Origin of the sequence: Ralstonia soli (assembly GCF_023955655.1) — a bacterium.
GTDB classification, from domain to species: domain Bacteria; phylum Pseudomonadota; class Gammaproteobacteria; order Burkholderiales; family Burkholderiaceae; genus Ralstonia; species Ralstonia soli.
The window spans coordinates 71,106-86,830 of sequence record NZ_JAMXHT010000009.1; the positions used below are offsets into that span (position 1 = coordinate 71,106).

Here is a 15,725-nt window from a genome sequence, read left to right on the forward strand (position 1 = left end):
CATATGTCTTCGCTATCCCTTGCCCATTACCTCGTGCTCGGCGCGGTGCTGTTTGCCATCAGCATCGTCGGCATCTTCCTGAACCGCAAGAACGTCATCGTGCTGCTGATGGCGATCGAACTGATGCTGCTTGCGGTCAACCTGAACTTCGTCGCGTTCTCCCACTACCTGGGTGATCTGGCGGGGCAGGTGTTCGTGTTTTTCATCCTGACGGTGGCCGCGGCGGAATCCGCGATCGGTCTCGCCATCCTGGTGGTGCTCTTCCGTAACCTGGACACCATCAACGTCGACGATCTGGACAGCCTGAAGGGTTAAACCCCTGGGCTGACCTCCGCATCCACCTATAAGAAGCGTTCCATGGCTACCACGCTCAATCCCAACCTGCTGCTGGCGATTCCGCTCGCGCCGCTGGCCGGCGCGGCGATCGCCGGGCTGTTCGGCACCAAGTTCTTCGGCGAGAAGATCGGCCGCGCGGCGTCCCACAGCGTCACCATCCTCGGTGTTGCGATCGCCTTCATTCTGTCGGCGCTGACGCTTTCCGACGTCATGAACGGCGCTGGCTACAACGGCACCGTCTATGAATGGATGACGGTCGGCTCGCTGAAGATGGAAGTCGGCTTCCTCATCGATTCGCTCACGGCGATGATGATGTGCGTGGTGACCTTCGTCTCGCTGATGGTGCACATCTACACCATCGGCTACATGGCAGAAGACGACGGCTACAACCGTTTCTTCGCGTACATCTCGCTGTTCACCTTCTCGATGTTGATGCTCGTGATGAGCAACAACTTCCTGCAGCTGTTCTTCGGCTGGGAAGCGGTGGGCCTGGTGTCGTACCTGCTGATCGGCTTCTGGTTCAAGCGCCCGACGGCCATCTACGCCAACATGAAGGCGTTCCTGGTCAACCGCGTGGGTGACTTCGGCTTTGTGCTCGGCATCGGCCTGCTGCTGGCCTACAGCGGCAGCCTGAGCTACGCCGACGTGTTCGCCGCCCGCGATAACCTGGCGACGATCGGCTTCCCGGGTACCGACTGGCACATGCTGACGGTGGCTTGCATCTGCCTGTTCATCGGCGCGATGGGTAAGTCGGCCCAGTTCCCGCTGCATGTGTGGCTGCCGGACTCGATGGAAGGCCCGACGCCGATCTCCGCGCTGATCCACGCGGCCACCATGGTGACTGCTGGTATCTTCATGGTCGCGCGCATGTCGCCGCTGTTTGAACTGTCGGACACCGCGCTGTCGTTCGTGCTGATCATCGGCGCCATTACCGCGCTGTTCATGGGCTTCCTGGGCATCATCCAGACCGACATCAAGCGCGTGGTGGCGTATTCGACGCTGTCGCAGCTCGGTTACATGACGGTTGCGCTGGGCGCATCGGCTTACCAGGTGGCCGTGTTCCACCTGATGACGCACGCCTTCTTCAAGGCGCTGTTGTTCCTCGGTGCGGGCTCGGTCATCATCGGCATGCACCACGATCAGGACATGCGCAACATGGGTGGCCTGCGCAAGTACATGCCGATCACATGGCTGACGTCGCTGGTGGGTTCGCTGGCGCTGATCGGCACGCCGTTCTTCTCGGGCTTCTACTCGAAGGATTCGATCATCGAAGCGGTGCGCGAATCGCATCTGCCGGGCGCCGAGTTCGCTTACTGGGCGGTACTGGCAGGTGTGTTCGTGACCGCGTTCTACTCGTTCCGCATGTATTTCCTGGTGTTCCACGGTGAAGAGCGCTTCGGCAAGGCCGACACGCACCACGACGAGCATCACGAAGAGGAAGACGGCGGCCACGAGCATCACGGTCTGGCCCCGGGCGAGAAGCCGCACGAGTCGCCGTGGGTGGTGACGGTGCCGCTGGTGCTGCTGGCGATCCCGTCGGTCATCATCGGTGCGATGGCGATCCAACCCATGCTGTTCGGCGAGTTTTTCAAGCACGGCGTGGTCTTCTCGGAAGTCATCTTCAACGGCGAGAACCACGAAGCGATGAAGGTGCTGGCCGAAGATTTCCACGGCTGGGTCGAGATGGCGCTCCACGGCTTCACGTCGGCACCGTTCATCTTGCTGATGGCTGGCGTCGTGCTGTCGTGGTTCTTCTACCTGAAGCGCCCGGATATTCCGGCAGCGATCGCCAAGCGTTTCTCCGGCGTCTACACGCTGCTGGACAACAAGTACTACATGGACAAGATCAACGAGATCGTCTTCGCCAACGGTGCGGTCAAGTTTGGCCGTGGCCTGTGGAAGGGCGGCGATCAGGGCGTGATCGACGGCGTGGTCGTCAACGGCAGCGCACGTCTGGTGGGGTGGTTCGCAAGTGTCGTGCGCCTGCTCCAGTCCGGCTTCATCTATGACTATGCGTTCGCGATGATCATCGGCACGGTTGGGCTGCTGACGTACTTCGTGTTCCTGGCGGGCAAATAAGGGATAACAAAAATGGTTCTGTCTTTTGCGATCTGGCTGCCGATCTTCTTCGGCGTGCTGGTGCTGGCCTCGGGCTCAGACCGCAATCCCGGTTATGTCCGCTGGATGTCGCTGATCGGCTCGCTGATCAGCTTTGTGATCACGCTGCCGCTGATCACGCGTTTCGACAAGTCGACGGCCGCGATGCAGTTCGTCGAAAAATCGTCCTGGATCGAGCGCTTCCACATCAGCTACTACCTAGGTGTTGACGGCATCTCGATGTGGTTCGTGGTGCTGACGGCGTTCATCACGGTGATCGTGGTGATCTCTGCCTGGGAAGTGATCACCGAGCGCGTGGCGCAGTACATGGCCGCGTTCCTGATCCTGTCGGGTCTGATGATTGGCGTGTTCGCGTCGCTCGACGGTCTGCTGTTCTACGTGTTCTTCGAAGCCACGCTGATCCCGATGTACATCATTATCGGTGTGTGGGGCGGCCCGAACCGCGTGTATGCGGCCATCAAGTTCTTCCTGTACACGCTGCTGGGCTCGCTGCTGACCCTGGTCGCGCTGCTGTACCTGTACTTCCATAGCGGTACGTTCGAGATTCTGCAGTGGCATCAACTCAAGCTGTCGATGAACGAGCAGATCATGATCTTCCTGGCGTTCTTCATGGCGTTTGCCGTGAAGGTGCCGATGTGGCCGGTGCACACCTGGCTGCCGGACGCCCACGTGGAAGCGCCGACTGGCGGCTCCGTGGTGCTGGCCGCGATCATGCTGAAGCTGGGTGCGTACGGTTTCCTGCGGTTCTCGCTGCCGATCGCACCGGATGCGAGCCACAGCCTGTCGACGTTCATCATCGCGATCTCGCTGGTCGCCGTGATCTACATCGGTCTGGTGGCGCTGGTGCAGGCCGACATGAAGAAGCTGGTCGCATATTCATCGATCGCGCACATGGGCTTCGTCACGCTGGGCTTCTTCATCTTCAACGAGATCGGTATCGAGGGCGGTATCGTCCAGATGATCTCGCACGGTTTCATCTCGGGCGCGATGTTCCTGTGCATTGGCGTGCTGTATGACCGCGTGCACTCGCGCCAGATCGCCGATTACGGCGGTGTGGTGAACACGATGCCGAAGTTCGCCGCGCTGTCGGTGTTCTTTGCGATGGCCAACTGCGGCCTGCCGGCCACTTCGGGCTTCGTGGGTGAATTCATGGTGATCCTGGGTTCGGTCCAGTACAACTTCTGGATCGGCCTGCTGGCCGCCACCGCCCTGATCTTTGGTGCAGCGTATTCGCTGTGGATGGTCAAGCGCGTGATCTTCGGTGACGTGACGCACAAGCACGTGGCCGAGTTGAAGGACCTGAATTGCCGCGAGTTCTTCATGCTGGGCGTGCTGGCCATCGCCACCCTGTACATGGGCCTGTATCCGAAGCCCTTCACCGATGTCATGCATGCGTCCGTGGTCAACCTGCTGACCCACGTGGCTCAGTCGAAGCTGTAAGCAGCGAGAAGAAACTATGCAATCGTCCTCCTCTATTGCGGCTGTTGCCCCAATCATTTTTCTCGCGCTAGGCATTGGTGCCGTCAACTGGATCGATCTGGCGCGCGGCAAGAACCGCAGCAGCGTCGCCTATCCGGTTTCGCTGCTGATCACGCTCGTGCTGACTGTCTGGTTTGGTCTGAACGCAGCCACCGGCGAGACGCACTACGCCTTCGGCAACATGGCCGTGATCGACCCGATGGCCAATGTGCTGGCGTCGTTCTGCGCGCTGACGCTCTTTGCGACGCTGGTCTATACGCGCCGCTATCTGACCGATCGCGACATGTCGGCCGGCGAGTTCTACATGTTCGCCCTGTTCACGCTGGGCGGTCAGGTGGTGATGATCACCGGCAACAACTTCCTGGTGCTTTATCTGGGTCTGGAACTGCTGTCGCTGGCGTCGTACACGCTGGTCGCATTGCGCCGCCGCTCGAACGTGTCGTCCGAATCGGCCATGAAGTACTTCATCCTCGGCGCGCTGGCTTCGGGCCTGCTGCTGTACGGCATGTCGATGCTGTATGGTGCGACCGGTTCGTTGGAGCTGGGCAAGGTCTTTGACGCGATCAAGGGCGGCGAGATCAACAAGACGATCCTCGTGTTCGGCGTCGTGTTCATCGTTGCGGGTCTGTCGTTCAAGCTGGGTCTGGCGCCGTTCCACATGTGGGTGCCCGACGTGTACCAGGGTTCTCCGACGGCAGTGACGCTGCTGATTGCCGGTGCGCCGAAGGTTGCGGCGTTTGCGATGACGCTGCGCATTCTGGTCGAGGGCCTGTTGCCGCTGGCATTCGACTGGCAGAACATGCTGATTGTGCTGGCCGTCGTCTCGCTGGCGATCGGTAACGTCACGGGCGTGGTGCAGACCAACTTCAAGCGTCTGCTGGGCTACTCGACGGTGTCGCACATGGGCTTTCTGCTGCTGGGTCTGCTGTCGGGCGTGAGCTCCGGCAAGCCGGACCTGACGGCGCAGGCCTACAGCGCGTCGATGTTCTACGCCATCACCTATGTGCTGACCGCACTGGGCGCCTTCGGCATGATTCTGCTGCTGGCACGCAAGGGCTATGAGGCGGAAGAGATCGCCGACCTGAAGGGCTTGTCGAAGAAGAGCCCGTGGTTTGCGCTGCTGATGCTGTTCATGATGATGTCGCTGGCCGGCTTGCCGCCGACGGTCGGCTTCTACGCCAAGCTGTCGGTGCTGGGCGCAGTGGTCGACGCGGGGATGCCCTGGTTGGCCGTGGTGGCCGTGCTGTTCTCGCTGGTGGGTGCGTTCTACTACCTGCGTGTCGTCAAGGTGATGTACTTTGATGCACCGTCGGACGAGGGCCCCGTGGAAGCCACCTTCGGTCTGCGCTCGCTCCTGTCGGTCAACGGCCTGCTGGTGCTGCTGCTGGGCATTTTCCCGGCCGGCCTGATGGGCATGTGCTATCAGGCGATCCGCCTGACGCTGGCTTCGTAAGCTGTCCGGCGCAATGAGCACTTCGACGGGCGGCCTGTTTGTCATCGTGTTGGCACTGATCTGTGCCAACCTGCCGTTCGTCAACCAACGCGTGCTGGCCCTGGTGCCGGCACGCTGGCCCCGCAAGCCGTTCTGGCTGCGAGGCACCGAGCTGATTGCCATGTATGTGGTGGTAGGGCTGATCGGCTTCGGTATCGAATCGAGCCAAGGCAATGCGTTTGCGCAAGGCTGGCAGTTTTACGCGATCACCGCTTGCCTGATGCTGGTGTTCGCGTTTCCCGGCTTTACGTGGCAATACCTGGTTCGCCATCCCCGCGATTCCCGTTAATTCCCGCCGGGCAGGTTCTCGCTGTCTCGGCATGAGAGAGCGCCATGTCCGATCACACCCCGCTGAACGCCTCGCCTGATACGGCGCAAGACCCGGATGCCGGTCTGCGCGAAACCCAGGTCGCATCTGCGTTGATGCATCAGGGCAAGTTCCTCACGCTCAAGCAGGACATCGTTCGTCTGCCGGATGGCCGCAATGCCAGCCGCGAATACCTGATCCACCCCGGCGCGGTGATGATGATCCCGCTGTTCGATGACGGCACGGTGCTGATGGAGCGCCAGTTCCGCTATCCGGTCGGCAAGGTGATGATCGAATTTCCGGCCGGCAAGCTCGATCCGCAGGAGGGTGCGCTCGCCTGCGGCAAGCGCGAGCTGCACGAGGAAACCGGCTACACGGCCGAGCGCTGGGATTACCTCACTCGCATCCACCCGGTCATTTCGTATTCCACCGAGTTCATCGACATCTATCTCGCACGCGATCTGAAGCAGGGCGAGGCGATGCTCGACGAGGGGGAGTTCCTCGAGACGTTCATCACGCCGGCCGGTCAGTTGATTGATTGGGTGCGCGAGGGCAAGATTTCTGACGTGAAGACCATCATCGGTACGTTCTGGCTCGAGAAGATCCTGTCCGGCGCCTGGACGCCAAGTGGTTCTTGAGTCGCTTGCGTAGCCGTTCCGACGCTTGGTTCTCCTGTTGTCGCTACCATGGCGAACGGTCGTGCGAAAAAATTAGCACGACCGTTCACAAATTTTCGAATCGGGGATACACTCATCCCCATGCGCTGGACCGATCATGAAAGTGCTGGACCTCCGCTGTGCCAATGACCACCGCTTCGAAGGCTGGTTCGGCTCTGATGCCGACCTGCAATCGCAGCAAGAACGCGGGCTATTGACGTGCCCGGTTTGCGGTCACAACGAGGTTGAGCGCTTGCCGAGTGCGCCGCGCCTGAATCTGTCGTCGTCCCGTGCGGAGACTGCTCAGCAGAGCGGTGCCGCCAAGGCAGCAGAAGGCGAAGGTGGCGTGCCCGTGGCCCTGCAACAGCTCTATCTGAAAGCCGTGCGCCATGTCCTTGCCAACACCGAGGACGTCGGCGAGCGGTTTGCAGAGGAGGCGCGTCGTATGCATTACAACGAGGCGCCGGAGCGGGGTATTCGCGGGACGACGTCTCGGGAGGAAGCGCAGGAGCTGGCAGAGGAGGGCATCGAAGTGATGCCGTTGCTGGTGCCCGACGCGCTCAAGCAGCCCGTGCACTAGTCGCCCTGATTCAGGTCCGCGCCGGTCCGACAGAACGTGCTTCGCCGATTTGCCGCGGCGCAGCGCCAACCAAAGGAGACAGGCATGGATCTGAACTACTCGGCGGCTGATGATGCGTTCCGCCAGGAAGTCCGCGGCTGGCTGCAAGCCAATCTGCCCAAGGACATCCAAGACAAGGTGTTGAACCACCGCCGCTTGAACCGCGAAGATTTCGTTCGCTGGCACAAGGCGCTCGCGGGCAAGGGCTGGTCGGTCCCGCACTGGCCGGTCGAGTGGGGCGGTACCGGTTGGTCGCCCATTCAAAAGCATATCTGGGACGAAGAGTGCGCGCAGATCGGCGCGCCTGGCGTGCTGCCGTTCGGCGTCAGCATGGTCGCGCCCGTCATCATGAAATACGGCAACGAGGCGCAGAAGCGCTACTTCCTGCCGCGCATTCTGGATTGCACCGATTGGTGGTGCCAGGGCTATTCCGAACCGGGCTCCGGTTCCGACCTCGCCTCGGTCAAGACCCGCGCCGTGCGCGAGGGCGATCACTACATCGTCAATGGCCAGAAGACCTGGACCACGCTCGGCCAGCACGCCGACATGATCTTCTGCCTCGTCCGCACCGACCCAGAAGCCAAGAAGCAAGAGGGCATTTCGTTCCTGCTGATCGACATGAAGACGCCCGGCATTACCGTGCGCCCAATCATCATGCTCGACGAAGAACACGAAGTGAACGAGGTGTTCTTCGACAACGTGAAGGTACCGGTCGAAAATCTGATCGGCGAAGAGAACCGCGGCTGGACGTATGCCAAGTACCTGCTCGGCCACGAGCGCACCGGCATTGCACGCGTGGGGATGTCCAAGCGCGAGCTGGCCTTCCTCAAGCGCGTTGCCCTGCAGCATGAGAAGAATGGCAAGCCGCTGCTGCAGGACCCGGTGTTCGCGGCCAAGGTGGCTTCCCTGGAGATCGAGCTGATGGCGCTGGAGATGACCGTGCTGCGCGTTGTGTCGAGCGAGAACGCTGGCAAGGGCCCGGGCCCCGAGGCATCGCTACTCAAGATCAAGGGTACGCAGATCCAGCAGCTGCTGACCGAGCTGATGGTCGAGGCTGTGGGTCCGTACGCCCAACCCTTCGACCCGAGCTACCTGGAGGGCGACACCGCCGATGCGGTGACGGGCGACAACGACGCCGCGCCGCTTGCGCCGTACTACTTCAACTATCGCAAGACCTCGATCTACGGCGGGTCGAACGAGATCCAGCGCAACATCATCAGCCAGATGATTCTGGGCGTCTAACGAGCAACGGATAACGGAGACAACAATGGATTTCTCGTTCACCGACGAACAGAAGCAACTGGCCGATGCGGTGCGCCGCTTCATCGACAAGGACTACGGCTTTGAGGCGCGCAACAAGGTGGTGTACTCGCCGGAAGGGGTGTCGCAAGGCCACTGGGATGCTCTCGCCGAGCTGGGCCTGACCGCGCTGCCGGTGCCGGAAGCGCAAGGTGGCTTTGACGGCCGCGCGATGGACCTGCTGGTGGTGATGCAGGAACTCGGCCGTGGCTTGGTGGTGGAGCCGTATCAGGCGACCGTGCTGGGCACGCAGGCGCTCAAGCTCGCGGGTGGCCAGGAAGCGCTGCTGGAGGAAGTGGCCGGTGGCGCCGTCAAGCTGGCGATCGCCTTTGGCGAGCCGCAATCGCGCTACGAACTTTTCAACGTGACGACGCGTGCTGTGCAGCAAGGCAGCGGCTGGACGCTCGCCGGCGCGAAGGCCGTGGTCGTGCACGGCGCGCAGGCCGACAAGCTGATCGTCTCGGCGCGCACCGCTGGCGAGGCCCGTGACACGGCTGGCCTGTCGCTGTTCCTGGTCGACCGCACTGCTGCCGGCGTCACGGTCAAGGACTACCGCACGATCGACAACCTGCACGCCGCAGATATCCGCTTTGACAACGCACCGGCCACGCTGCTTGGCAAGGCTGGCGAAGCCTGGGAGACCATCGACGCCGTGGCCGATCTGGGCTGCGTGCTGCTGTGCGCAGAAGCCGTCGGCCTGATCGACGCTCTGAACGCCGCGACGCTGGAATACACGAAGACGCGCCAGCAGTTCGGCGTGCCGATCGCACGTTTCCAAGCGCTGCAGCATCGCATGGTCGATATGTTCATCCACGCCGAGCAGGCGCGTTCGGTCACGTGGCTGGCCGCGGCGCACTTCGAAGACGGCGACGTGGAAGCGCGCCGCCGCTATGTGTCGGCAGCCAAGGCACGGGTCGGCCAGGCTGCGCGCGACGTTGGCCAGGAAGCGGTGCAGTTGCACGGTGGCATGGGCGTGACGAACGAACTGCCGGCCGCGCACATGTTCAAGCGGCTCACGATGATCAACACGACGCTCGGCGACGTAGATCATCACCTGGCCCGCTTCGCATCGCTGCCGGGCTTCCAGAACGCAGCGTAATTGCAGTCATCAGCGCCCCGCAGTCATGCGGGGCGTTGTCATTTGGAGGACACGCCATGACACAAGCAACGCGCTCGTACGACTTCTATTTCGACGATTTCGAAGTCGGTCGTACGCTGCAGATGGGCACATACACCGTCACCGAAGAAGAGATCCTGACCTTCGCACGGCAGTATGACCCGCAGCCGTTCCACATCGACGCCGAGGCGGCCAAGCACAGCATCTACGGGGGCATTATCTCGAGCGGCTGGATGACCTGCTCGATCATGATGCGACTGATGGTGACGGGCTTCCTGGGCAAGGCCGCCAGCATGGGCTCGCCGGGCGTGGATGAAATCCGCTGGATGAAACCGGTGTACCCGGGCGATACGCTGTCGGTGTCGAGCACATGCATGGAGATCAAGCCGTCGCAGTCGAAACCGGACCGCGGCGTGGCAGTCAACCGCTGGGAGGCTCACAACCAGCGCGGCGAGCTGGTCTGCACGGTGACGGGCATGGGCCTGTTTGGCCGGCGCCCGAAGGCCTGAGGCGATTGCACTTCCATAACAACAAGGAGACAACCCAGATGCGCATCATCGAGTCGCTCGACGAACTGAAAGGATTGATTGGCCAGGAAGTCGCGGTCAGCGATTGGACCGAGATCACGCAGCAGCAGGTCAACCTGTTTGCCGAGGCCACGGGCGATCACCAGTGGATTCACGTGGATGTGGAACGCGCCAAGCGCGAGTCGCCGTTCGGGGCGCCGGTGGCGCACGGTTTTCTGACGCTGTCGCTGTTGCCGATGCTGATGGCCAACGCCATCGAGATGCCGGACGTGAAGATGGGCGTGAACTACGGTTTGAACAAGGTCCGCTTCACAGCGCCGGTGCCCGTGGGTAGCCGTGTGCGCGCGCGCGTGAGCCTGCTTGAGATGGAAACGCTGCCGCCGTTGCCCAACGCGCCCGCGTTGACCGGCGCTCAGATGATCTGGGCGGTGACCATCGAGCGGGAAGGGCAGGAGCGCCCGGTTTGCGTGGCGGAATCGATCTCGAGGCGATATTCCTGAGGCACTTCCACCCATGTCTCCAAGGCCGGCGCAATGCCGGCCTTTGTTTTTTGCGCTTGCGCTTCGCTTGTTCTGTGCTTGTCTGCGCGTGCCCCATGCGCGCGCATCACGGGGGACAAATGCGCGGACTTGGCGCGGAATAGGCACCGTTTTGGCGCGGATTTCCCATTCCAAGAGCGGAAAGTGATGGCACGGTAGTTGCACTTTGGGGCGTGGGAGTCGTTCTCGCTACCAATAAACCCAAGGAGCCGCAATGAAACGTCGTGAGCTGTTGAAGCTGTCCGCAGTCGCCGCCGCAACGCTGTTGTCTGTTTCGAACCTCGCGTTTGCTCAGGCAAAAGAGCCGATCAAGGTTGGGGTCCTGCATTCGCTGTCGGGCACCATGGCCATCTCCGAGACGTCGCTCAAAGATGTGGCCCTGATGACGATCGACGAGATCAATAAGAGCGGCGGCGTGCTGGGCCGCAAGCTCCAGCCGGTGGTGGTGGACCCGGCGTCGAACTGGCCGCTGTTTGCCGAAAAGGCGCGCGGGCTGCTGACGCAGGACAAGGTGGCCGTGACGTTCGGCTGCTGGACCTCGGTGTCGCGCAAGTCGGTACTGCCAGTGTATGAAGAACTGAACGGCCTGCTGTTCTACCCGGTGCAGTACGAAGGCGAAGAGATGTCGAAGAACGTCTTCTACACCGGTGCAGCACCCAACCAGCAGGCCATTCCGGCGGTGGAATACCTGATGAGCAAGGAGGGTGGCGGTGCCAAGCGTTTCTTCCTGCTCGGCACCGATTACGTGTATCCGCGCACGACCAACAAGATCCTGCGCGCCTTCCTGCACAGCAAGGGTGTGAAGGACAGCGACATCGAAGAGGTCTACACGCCGTTCGGCCACTCCGATTACCAGACCATCGTCGCCAACATCAAGAAGTTCGCGCAGGGCGGCAAGACGGCCGTGGTATCGACCATCAATGGCGACTCCAACGTGCCGTTCTACAAGGAACTCGGCAACGCTGGCCTGAAGGCCAAGGACGTGCCGGTGGTGGCGTTCTCGGTGGGTGAAGAGGAACTGCGCGGTATCGACACCAAGCCGCTGGTCGGCCATCTGGCGGCATGGAACTACTTCATGTCGGTCAAGAACCCGGTGAACGACGACTTCAAGAAGAAGTGGGCCGCGTGGGTCAAGGCCAACAACCTGCCGGGCGGCGACAAGCGCGTCACCAACGATCCGATGGAAGCCACCTACGTCGGCATCATGATGTGGAAACAGGCCGTTGAAAAGGCCGGCTCCACCGACGTGGACAAGGTCCGCAAGGCCATGTACGGCCAGCAGTTCAAGGCGCCGTCAGGCTACACGCTGGTGATGAACAACAACCATCACCTCAGCAAGCCTGTGATGATCGGCGAAGTGCGTGGCGACGGGCAATTCAACGTCGTGTGGAAGACGCCGACGGTGATTCGCGCCAAGCCGTGGAGCCCGTACATCGCGGGCAACGAAGGCAAGCCTGACGAGGTGAAGTGATCGGCTGGCTCGGCCGCTTGGTGTTGCGGCCGGCCTTTTGAACCACGCTGTACGACGTGGTGCCCGGCCGCTCATCGCCGGGTACCACGCATCGGATTGCCATGATGCGTCTGTCTCGCTGTTTGCCCCGTTTTCTTGCCGCACTGCTGTGCGCTTTCTGCTTGGCTGCGATGCCCGCCGTCTCTGCATCGGCTGCCGGACAGCGCCTGACACAGGCCGATCTCAAGCCCCTGGCCGAAGACGATTTCGACGCCAAGGTGAAGACGCTCAACGCACTGGTTGCGGCGCCCGCCGAACAGGCCGGGCCGATCCTGCAAGCGCTGCAGAACGATGCACTGTTCTTCGCTCCTGCGGCCGGCATGGTCCGCCAGGACGGCGATCGCTATCTGGACGCGATCTCGGGCCAACCCGTCACCGTCAAGGCGGATGACCTGCAATCCCTCACGCTGAACAACGCGCTGCGCTCGCAAGTGGACAGCGCGGCGAGCGGCTTCGTGCTGCAATCGCCGGACCGCGCCGTGCGTGCACAGGCAGTCGATACGCTGCTGGCGCGCCCGGAGACGGCCTCGCGCCCCATCGTCGATGCCGCACGCAAGCATGAGACCGATCCGGAGCTGCGCACCAAGCTGCATCTGCTGTGGGCCAACCTCGCGCTCGACGACGGCACGCATGCCGAAAAGCTCGAAGCGCTCAAGCTGCTCGCGGGCGATACCAACCCGCAGACGCGCCAGCGCATCGCACCGCTGCTCGCCAAGGACAGCGGGGCGGATGACGAACTGCGTGCAGCCGCACAACAAGCGCTCGATAGCCTGTCTGCTCAGGAGCGCAAGTCGGAGCTGATCGGCAACCTGTTTGCCGGCCTGAGCCTGGGCTCGGTGCTGCTCTTGGCTGCCCTGGGGCTGGCGATCACCTACGGCCTGATCGGCGTCATCAACATGGCGCACGGCGAATTCCTGATGATTGGCGCGTATGCCACGTACGTGGTGCAGACCATCTTCCGCAACTACTTCCCGAACGCGTTCGACTGGTATCTGCCGGCAGCGCTGCCGGCGGCCTTCCTGGCTGCAGCAGTGGTCGGCTTTGCACTGGAGCGGCTGGTGCTGCGCCACCTGTATGGCCGGCCGCTGGAAACGCTGCTCGCCACCTTCGGTATCAGCCTGCTGCTGATGCAGGCCGTGCGCTCGATCTTCGGCGCGCAGAACGTGGAGGTCGCCAACCCGAGCTGGATGAGCGGCGGCATTGCGCTCATGCCGGGGCTGATCCTGCCGTACAACCGCCTGGTGATCCTGCTGTTTGCACTGGCCGTGGTGGCGATTGCGTGGGCCGTGCTCAACCGCACGCGTCTGGGTCTGTTCGTACGTGCCACCACGCAGAACCGCACGATGGCCGCCTGCGTCGGCGTGCGCACGTGGAAGGTCGACAGCTACGCGTTTGCCTTCGGTGCCGGCATTGCCGGGTTGGGCGGCTGCGCGCTCTCGCAGATCGGCAACGTCGGGCCCGACCTCGGCCAGGGCTACATCATCGATTCGTTCATGGCCGTGGTGCTGGGCGGGGTGGGGCAGCTGGCGGGCACCATCATCGGCGCGTTCGGGCTGGGGCTCATCAACAAGTTCATCGAGCCGTTCTATGGCGCGGTGCTGGCGAAGATCATCGTGCTGGTGCTGATCGTGCTGTTCATCCAGAAGCGTCCGCAGGGTCTGTTTGCCCTCAAGGGCCGCAGCGCGGAGGCCTGACAACATGACCAAGTTCTCTCTTGATATTCCGGCGCGCATGCCGTTGCTGTCGCGGCGCGGGTGGACCGCGCTGGTGCTGGTGTCGCTTATCGTTTGCATCGGGGCGCCGGTGTGCGCGCTGCTGGTGCCGGAGGGCAGCCCTCTGCATCTGTCGGCGTATGCGCTCACGCTCATCGGCAAGATCATGTGCTACGCGTTGGCTGCGTTGGCGCTCGATCTGGTGTGGGGCTACTGCGGCATCCTGAGTCTTGGCCACGGGGTGTTCTTCGCACTCGGCGGCTACGCCATGGGCATGTACCTCATGCGCTCCATCGGCCGCGAGGGCGTGTACAAGAGCGACCTGCCGGACTTCATGGTCTTCCTTGATTGGAAGGAGTTGCCGTGGTTCTGGCACGGCACCGAGCATTTCGCCTGGGCAATGCTGCTGGTGATTCTGGTGCCCGGCGTGCTGGCGTGGTTATTCGGCTTCTTCGCGTTCCGCTCACGGGTGAAGGGCGTGTACCTGTCGATCATTACGCAGGCGATGACGTACGCGGCCATGCTGCTGTTCTTCCGGAACGAGACGGGCTTTGGTGGCAACAACGGCTTTACAGATTTCAAGCGCATCCTCGGCTTTCAGGTGTGGGCGTTGCCTACGCGCACCGTGTTGTTCGTCGCGACATTCGTTGCGCTGGTGCTGGCGTTCATCGCCTGCCGCGCGATCGTCACATCCAAGTTCGGCCGCGTCGTCACGGCCATCCGCGATGCCGAAGCGCGCGTGATGTTCTCGGGCTACAACCCGCTCGGCTACAAGCTGTTCGTGTGGACGTTCTCGGCGGTGCTGTGCGGCGTTGCGGGCGCGCTGTACGTGCCGCAGGTCGGCATCATCAACCCGGGCGAGATGTCGCCGGGCAACTCGATCGAGATGGCCGTGTGGGTGGCCGTGGGCGGGCGCGGCACGCTGATCGGCCCGATCATCGGCGCGTTCCTCGTCAACGGGGCCAAGACGCTGCTGACGGCCTGGGTGCCGGAGTATTGGCTGTTCGTGCTGGGCGCGATCTTCGTGCTGGTGACGCTGTACCTGCCGAATGGCGTGCTGGGCGTGATTGGGAAGCTGCGCATGCAGAAGCGCGCGCCTGCACAAAGCAAGGCACCCGAAGCCAAGGCCGCCACTGCCGCACCGCCCGCCGGAGACCACGCATGAGTACCTTTACCGAACTCCCCGACCGTGCGGAGACCGGCACCGCCACCGGCATGGGCCATCTGGTTGAGCCGGACAAGATCGACGTCTCGCATGGCGCCATCCTGTATCTCGAAGATGTGACGGTGCGCTTTGGCGGCTTTCGTGCGCTGAACGCGCTCACGCTGTCGATCGATCACGGCGAACTGCGTTGCATCATCGGCCCCAACGGCGCGGGCAAGACCACGATGATGGACGTGATCACCGGCAAGACCGGCCCGCGCAATGCGGATGTGACGGGTCGCGTCTTCCTTGGCCAGACCATCGACCTACTGCGCTTGACCGAGCCCCGCATCGCGCAGATCGGCATCGGCCGCAAGTTCCAGAAGCCCACGGTGTTCGAGCAGCACACCGTGTGGGAAAACCTGGAACTGGCGATGAAGGCCGACAAGCGCTGGTGGGTGTCGCTGCGCGCGCGCCTGCTGAACGACGGCCGCCAGCGCATCGAAGAGACGCTTGGCCGCATCCACCTGGAAGCCGAGGCCTATCGGCCCGCCGGTTTGCTCTCGCACGGCCAGAAGCAGCGACTGGAGATCGGCATGCTGCTGATGCAACAGCCGCAACTGTTGCTGCTCGACGAGCCCGTCGCCGGCATGACGGATGAAGAAACGATGCAACTCGCCGCGCTGCTCAACGGCCTGCGTGGGTCGTGCTCGATCATGGTGGTGGAGCACGACATGGAGTTTGTCGCCGCGCTGGCGGGGGCGGAAGGGCGCGTGACCGTGCTGGCCGAAGGCAGCGTCCTGGCTGAAGGCACGCTTGATGCCGTCAAGCGCGACGAGCGCGTCATTGAATCGTATCTGGGACGCTGAC

15 protein-coding genes are annotated in these 15,725 nt (G+C 62.5%); all 15 read left to right on the forward strand.

The window, feature by feature from the left end:
* Positions 1-3: 3 nt before the first annotated feature.
* The gene (gene nuoK / locus NG900_RS22795; RefSeq protein ID WP_004630788.1) at positions 4-315 is read left to right on the forward strand and encodes an NADH-quinone oxidoreductase subunit NuoK; all 312 of its coding nucleotides are present in this window, start codon (positions 4-6) and stop codon (positions 313-315) included.
* A 42-nt stretch (positions 316-357) separates the two neighbouring features.
* Positions 358-2,415, forward strand: coding sequence for an NADH-quinone oxidoreductase subunit L (gene nuoL, locus NG900_RS22800; protein ID WP_252684018.1), 2,058 nt, complete (start codon positions 358-360; stop codon positions 2,413-2,415).
* A gap of 12 nt (positions 2,416-2,427) precedes the next feature.
* Entirely contained in the window at positions 2,428-3,894 is a 1,467-nt protein-coding gene (locus tag NG900_RS22805; protein ID WP_252684020.1) for an NADH-quinone oxidoreductase subunit M, read from the forward strand.
* 16 nt (positions 3,895-3,910) lie between these two features.
* Positions 3,911-5,386, forward strand: a complete 1,476-nt coding sequence (nuoN, locus tag NG900_RS22810) for an NADH-quinone oxidoreductase subunit NuoN (protein WP_252684022.1) — start codon at positions 3,911-3,913, stop codon at positions 5,384-5,386.
* A 13-nt stretch (positions 5,387-5,399) separates the two neighbouring features.
* Positions 5,400-5,714: a DUF2818 family protein gene (locus NG900_RS22815; RefSeq protein ID WP_027681039.1), complete on the forward strand. Its 315-nt coding sequence runs from the start codon at positions 5,400-5,402 to the stop codon at positions 5,712-5,714.
* 44 nt (positions 5,715-5,758) lie between these two features.
* On the forward strand, positions 5,759-6,370 hold the full coding sequence (locus NG900_RS22820) for an NUDIX domain-containing protein (protein WP_252684024.1): 612 nt from the start codon (positions 5,759-5,761) through the stop codon (positions 6,368-6,370).
* A 136-nt stretch (positions 6,371-6,506) separates the two neighbouring features.
* A complete protein-coding gene (locus NG900_RS22825; protein ID WP_252684026.1) occupies positions 6,507-6,968 on the forward strand; it encodes a DUF1178 family protein in 462 nt (153 codons plus the stop codon).
* Positions 6,969-7,052: 84 nt separating this feature from the next.
* Positions 7,053-8,249 carry an acyl-CoA dehydrogenase family protein gene (locus NG900_RS22830; protein WP_252684028.1) on the forward strand — a complete coding sequence of 399 codons (1,197 nt, stop codon included), beginning with the start codon at positions 7,053-7,055 and terminating at the stop codon, positions 8,247-8,249.
* A 25-nt stretch (positions 8,250-8,274) separates the two neighbouring features.
* Entirely contained in the window at positions 8,275-9,405 is a 1,131-nt protein-coding gene (locus NG900_RS22835; protein ID WP_252684030.1) for an acyl-CoA dehydrogenase family protein, read from the forward strand.
* A 56-nt stretch (positions 9,406-9,461) separates the two neighbouring features.
* A complete protein-coding gene (locus NG900_RS22840) occupies positions 9,462-9,932 on the forward strand; it encodes a MaoC family dehydratase (RefSeq protein ID WP_252684032.1) in 471 nt (156 codons plus the stop codon).
* A 38-nt stretch (positions 9,933-9,970) separates the two neighbouring features.
* Complete coding sequence (locus tag NG900_RS22845; protein ID WP_252684034.1) at positions 9,971-10,450, forward strand: MaoC family dehydratase; 480 nt, start codon at positions 9,971-9,973, stop codon at positions 10,448-10,450.
* A gap of 253 nt (positions 10,451-10,703) precedes the next feature.
* Positions 10,704-11,960 (forward strand): urea ABC transporter substrate-binding protein, encoded by a 1,257-nt coding sequence (urtA, locus tag NG900_RS22850; protein WP_252684036.1) that lies wholly within the window; start codon positions 10,704-10,706, stop codon positions 11,958-11,960.
* A 101-nt stretch (positions 11,961-12,061) separates the two neighbouring features.
* Positions 12,062-13,693 carry an urea ABC transporter permease subunit UrtB gene (urtB, locus tag NG900_RS22855; protein WP_252684038.1) on the forward strand — a complete coding sequence of 544 codons (1,632 nt, stop codon included), beginning with the start codon at positions 12,062-12,064 and terminating at the stop codon, positions 13,691-13,693.
* 4 nt (positions 13,694-13,697) lie between these two features.
* Positions 13,698-14,876 (forward strand): urea ABC transporter permease subunit UrtC, encoded by a 1,179-nt coding sequence (urtC, locus tag NG900_RS22860; RefSeq protein ID WP_252684040.1) that lies wholly within the window; start codon positions 13,698-13,700, stop codon positions 14,874-14,876.
* Entirely contained in the window at positions 14,873-15,724 is an 852-nt protein-coding gene (gene urtD, locus NG900_RS22865) for an urea ABC transporter ATP-binding protein UrtD (protein WP_252684042.1), read from the forward strand. Before urtC ends, urtD begins: the two co-directional genes overlap by 4 nt.
* Position 15,725 lies beyond the last annotated feature (1 nt).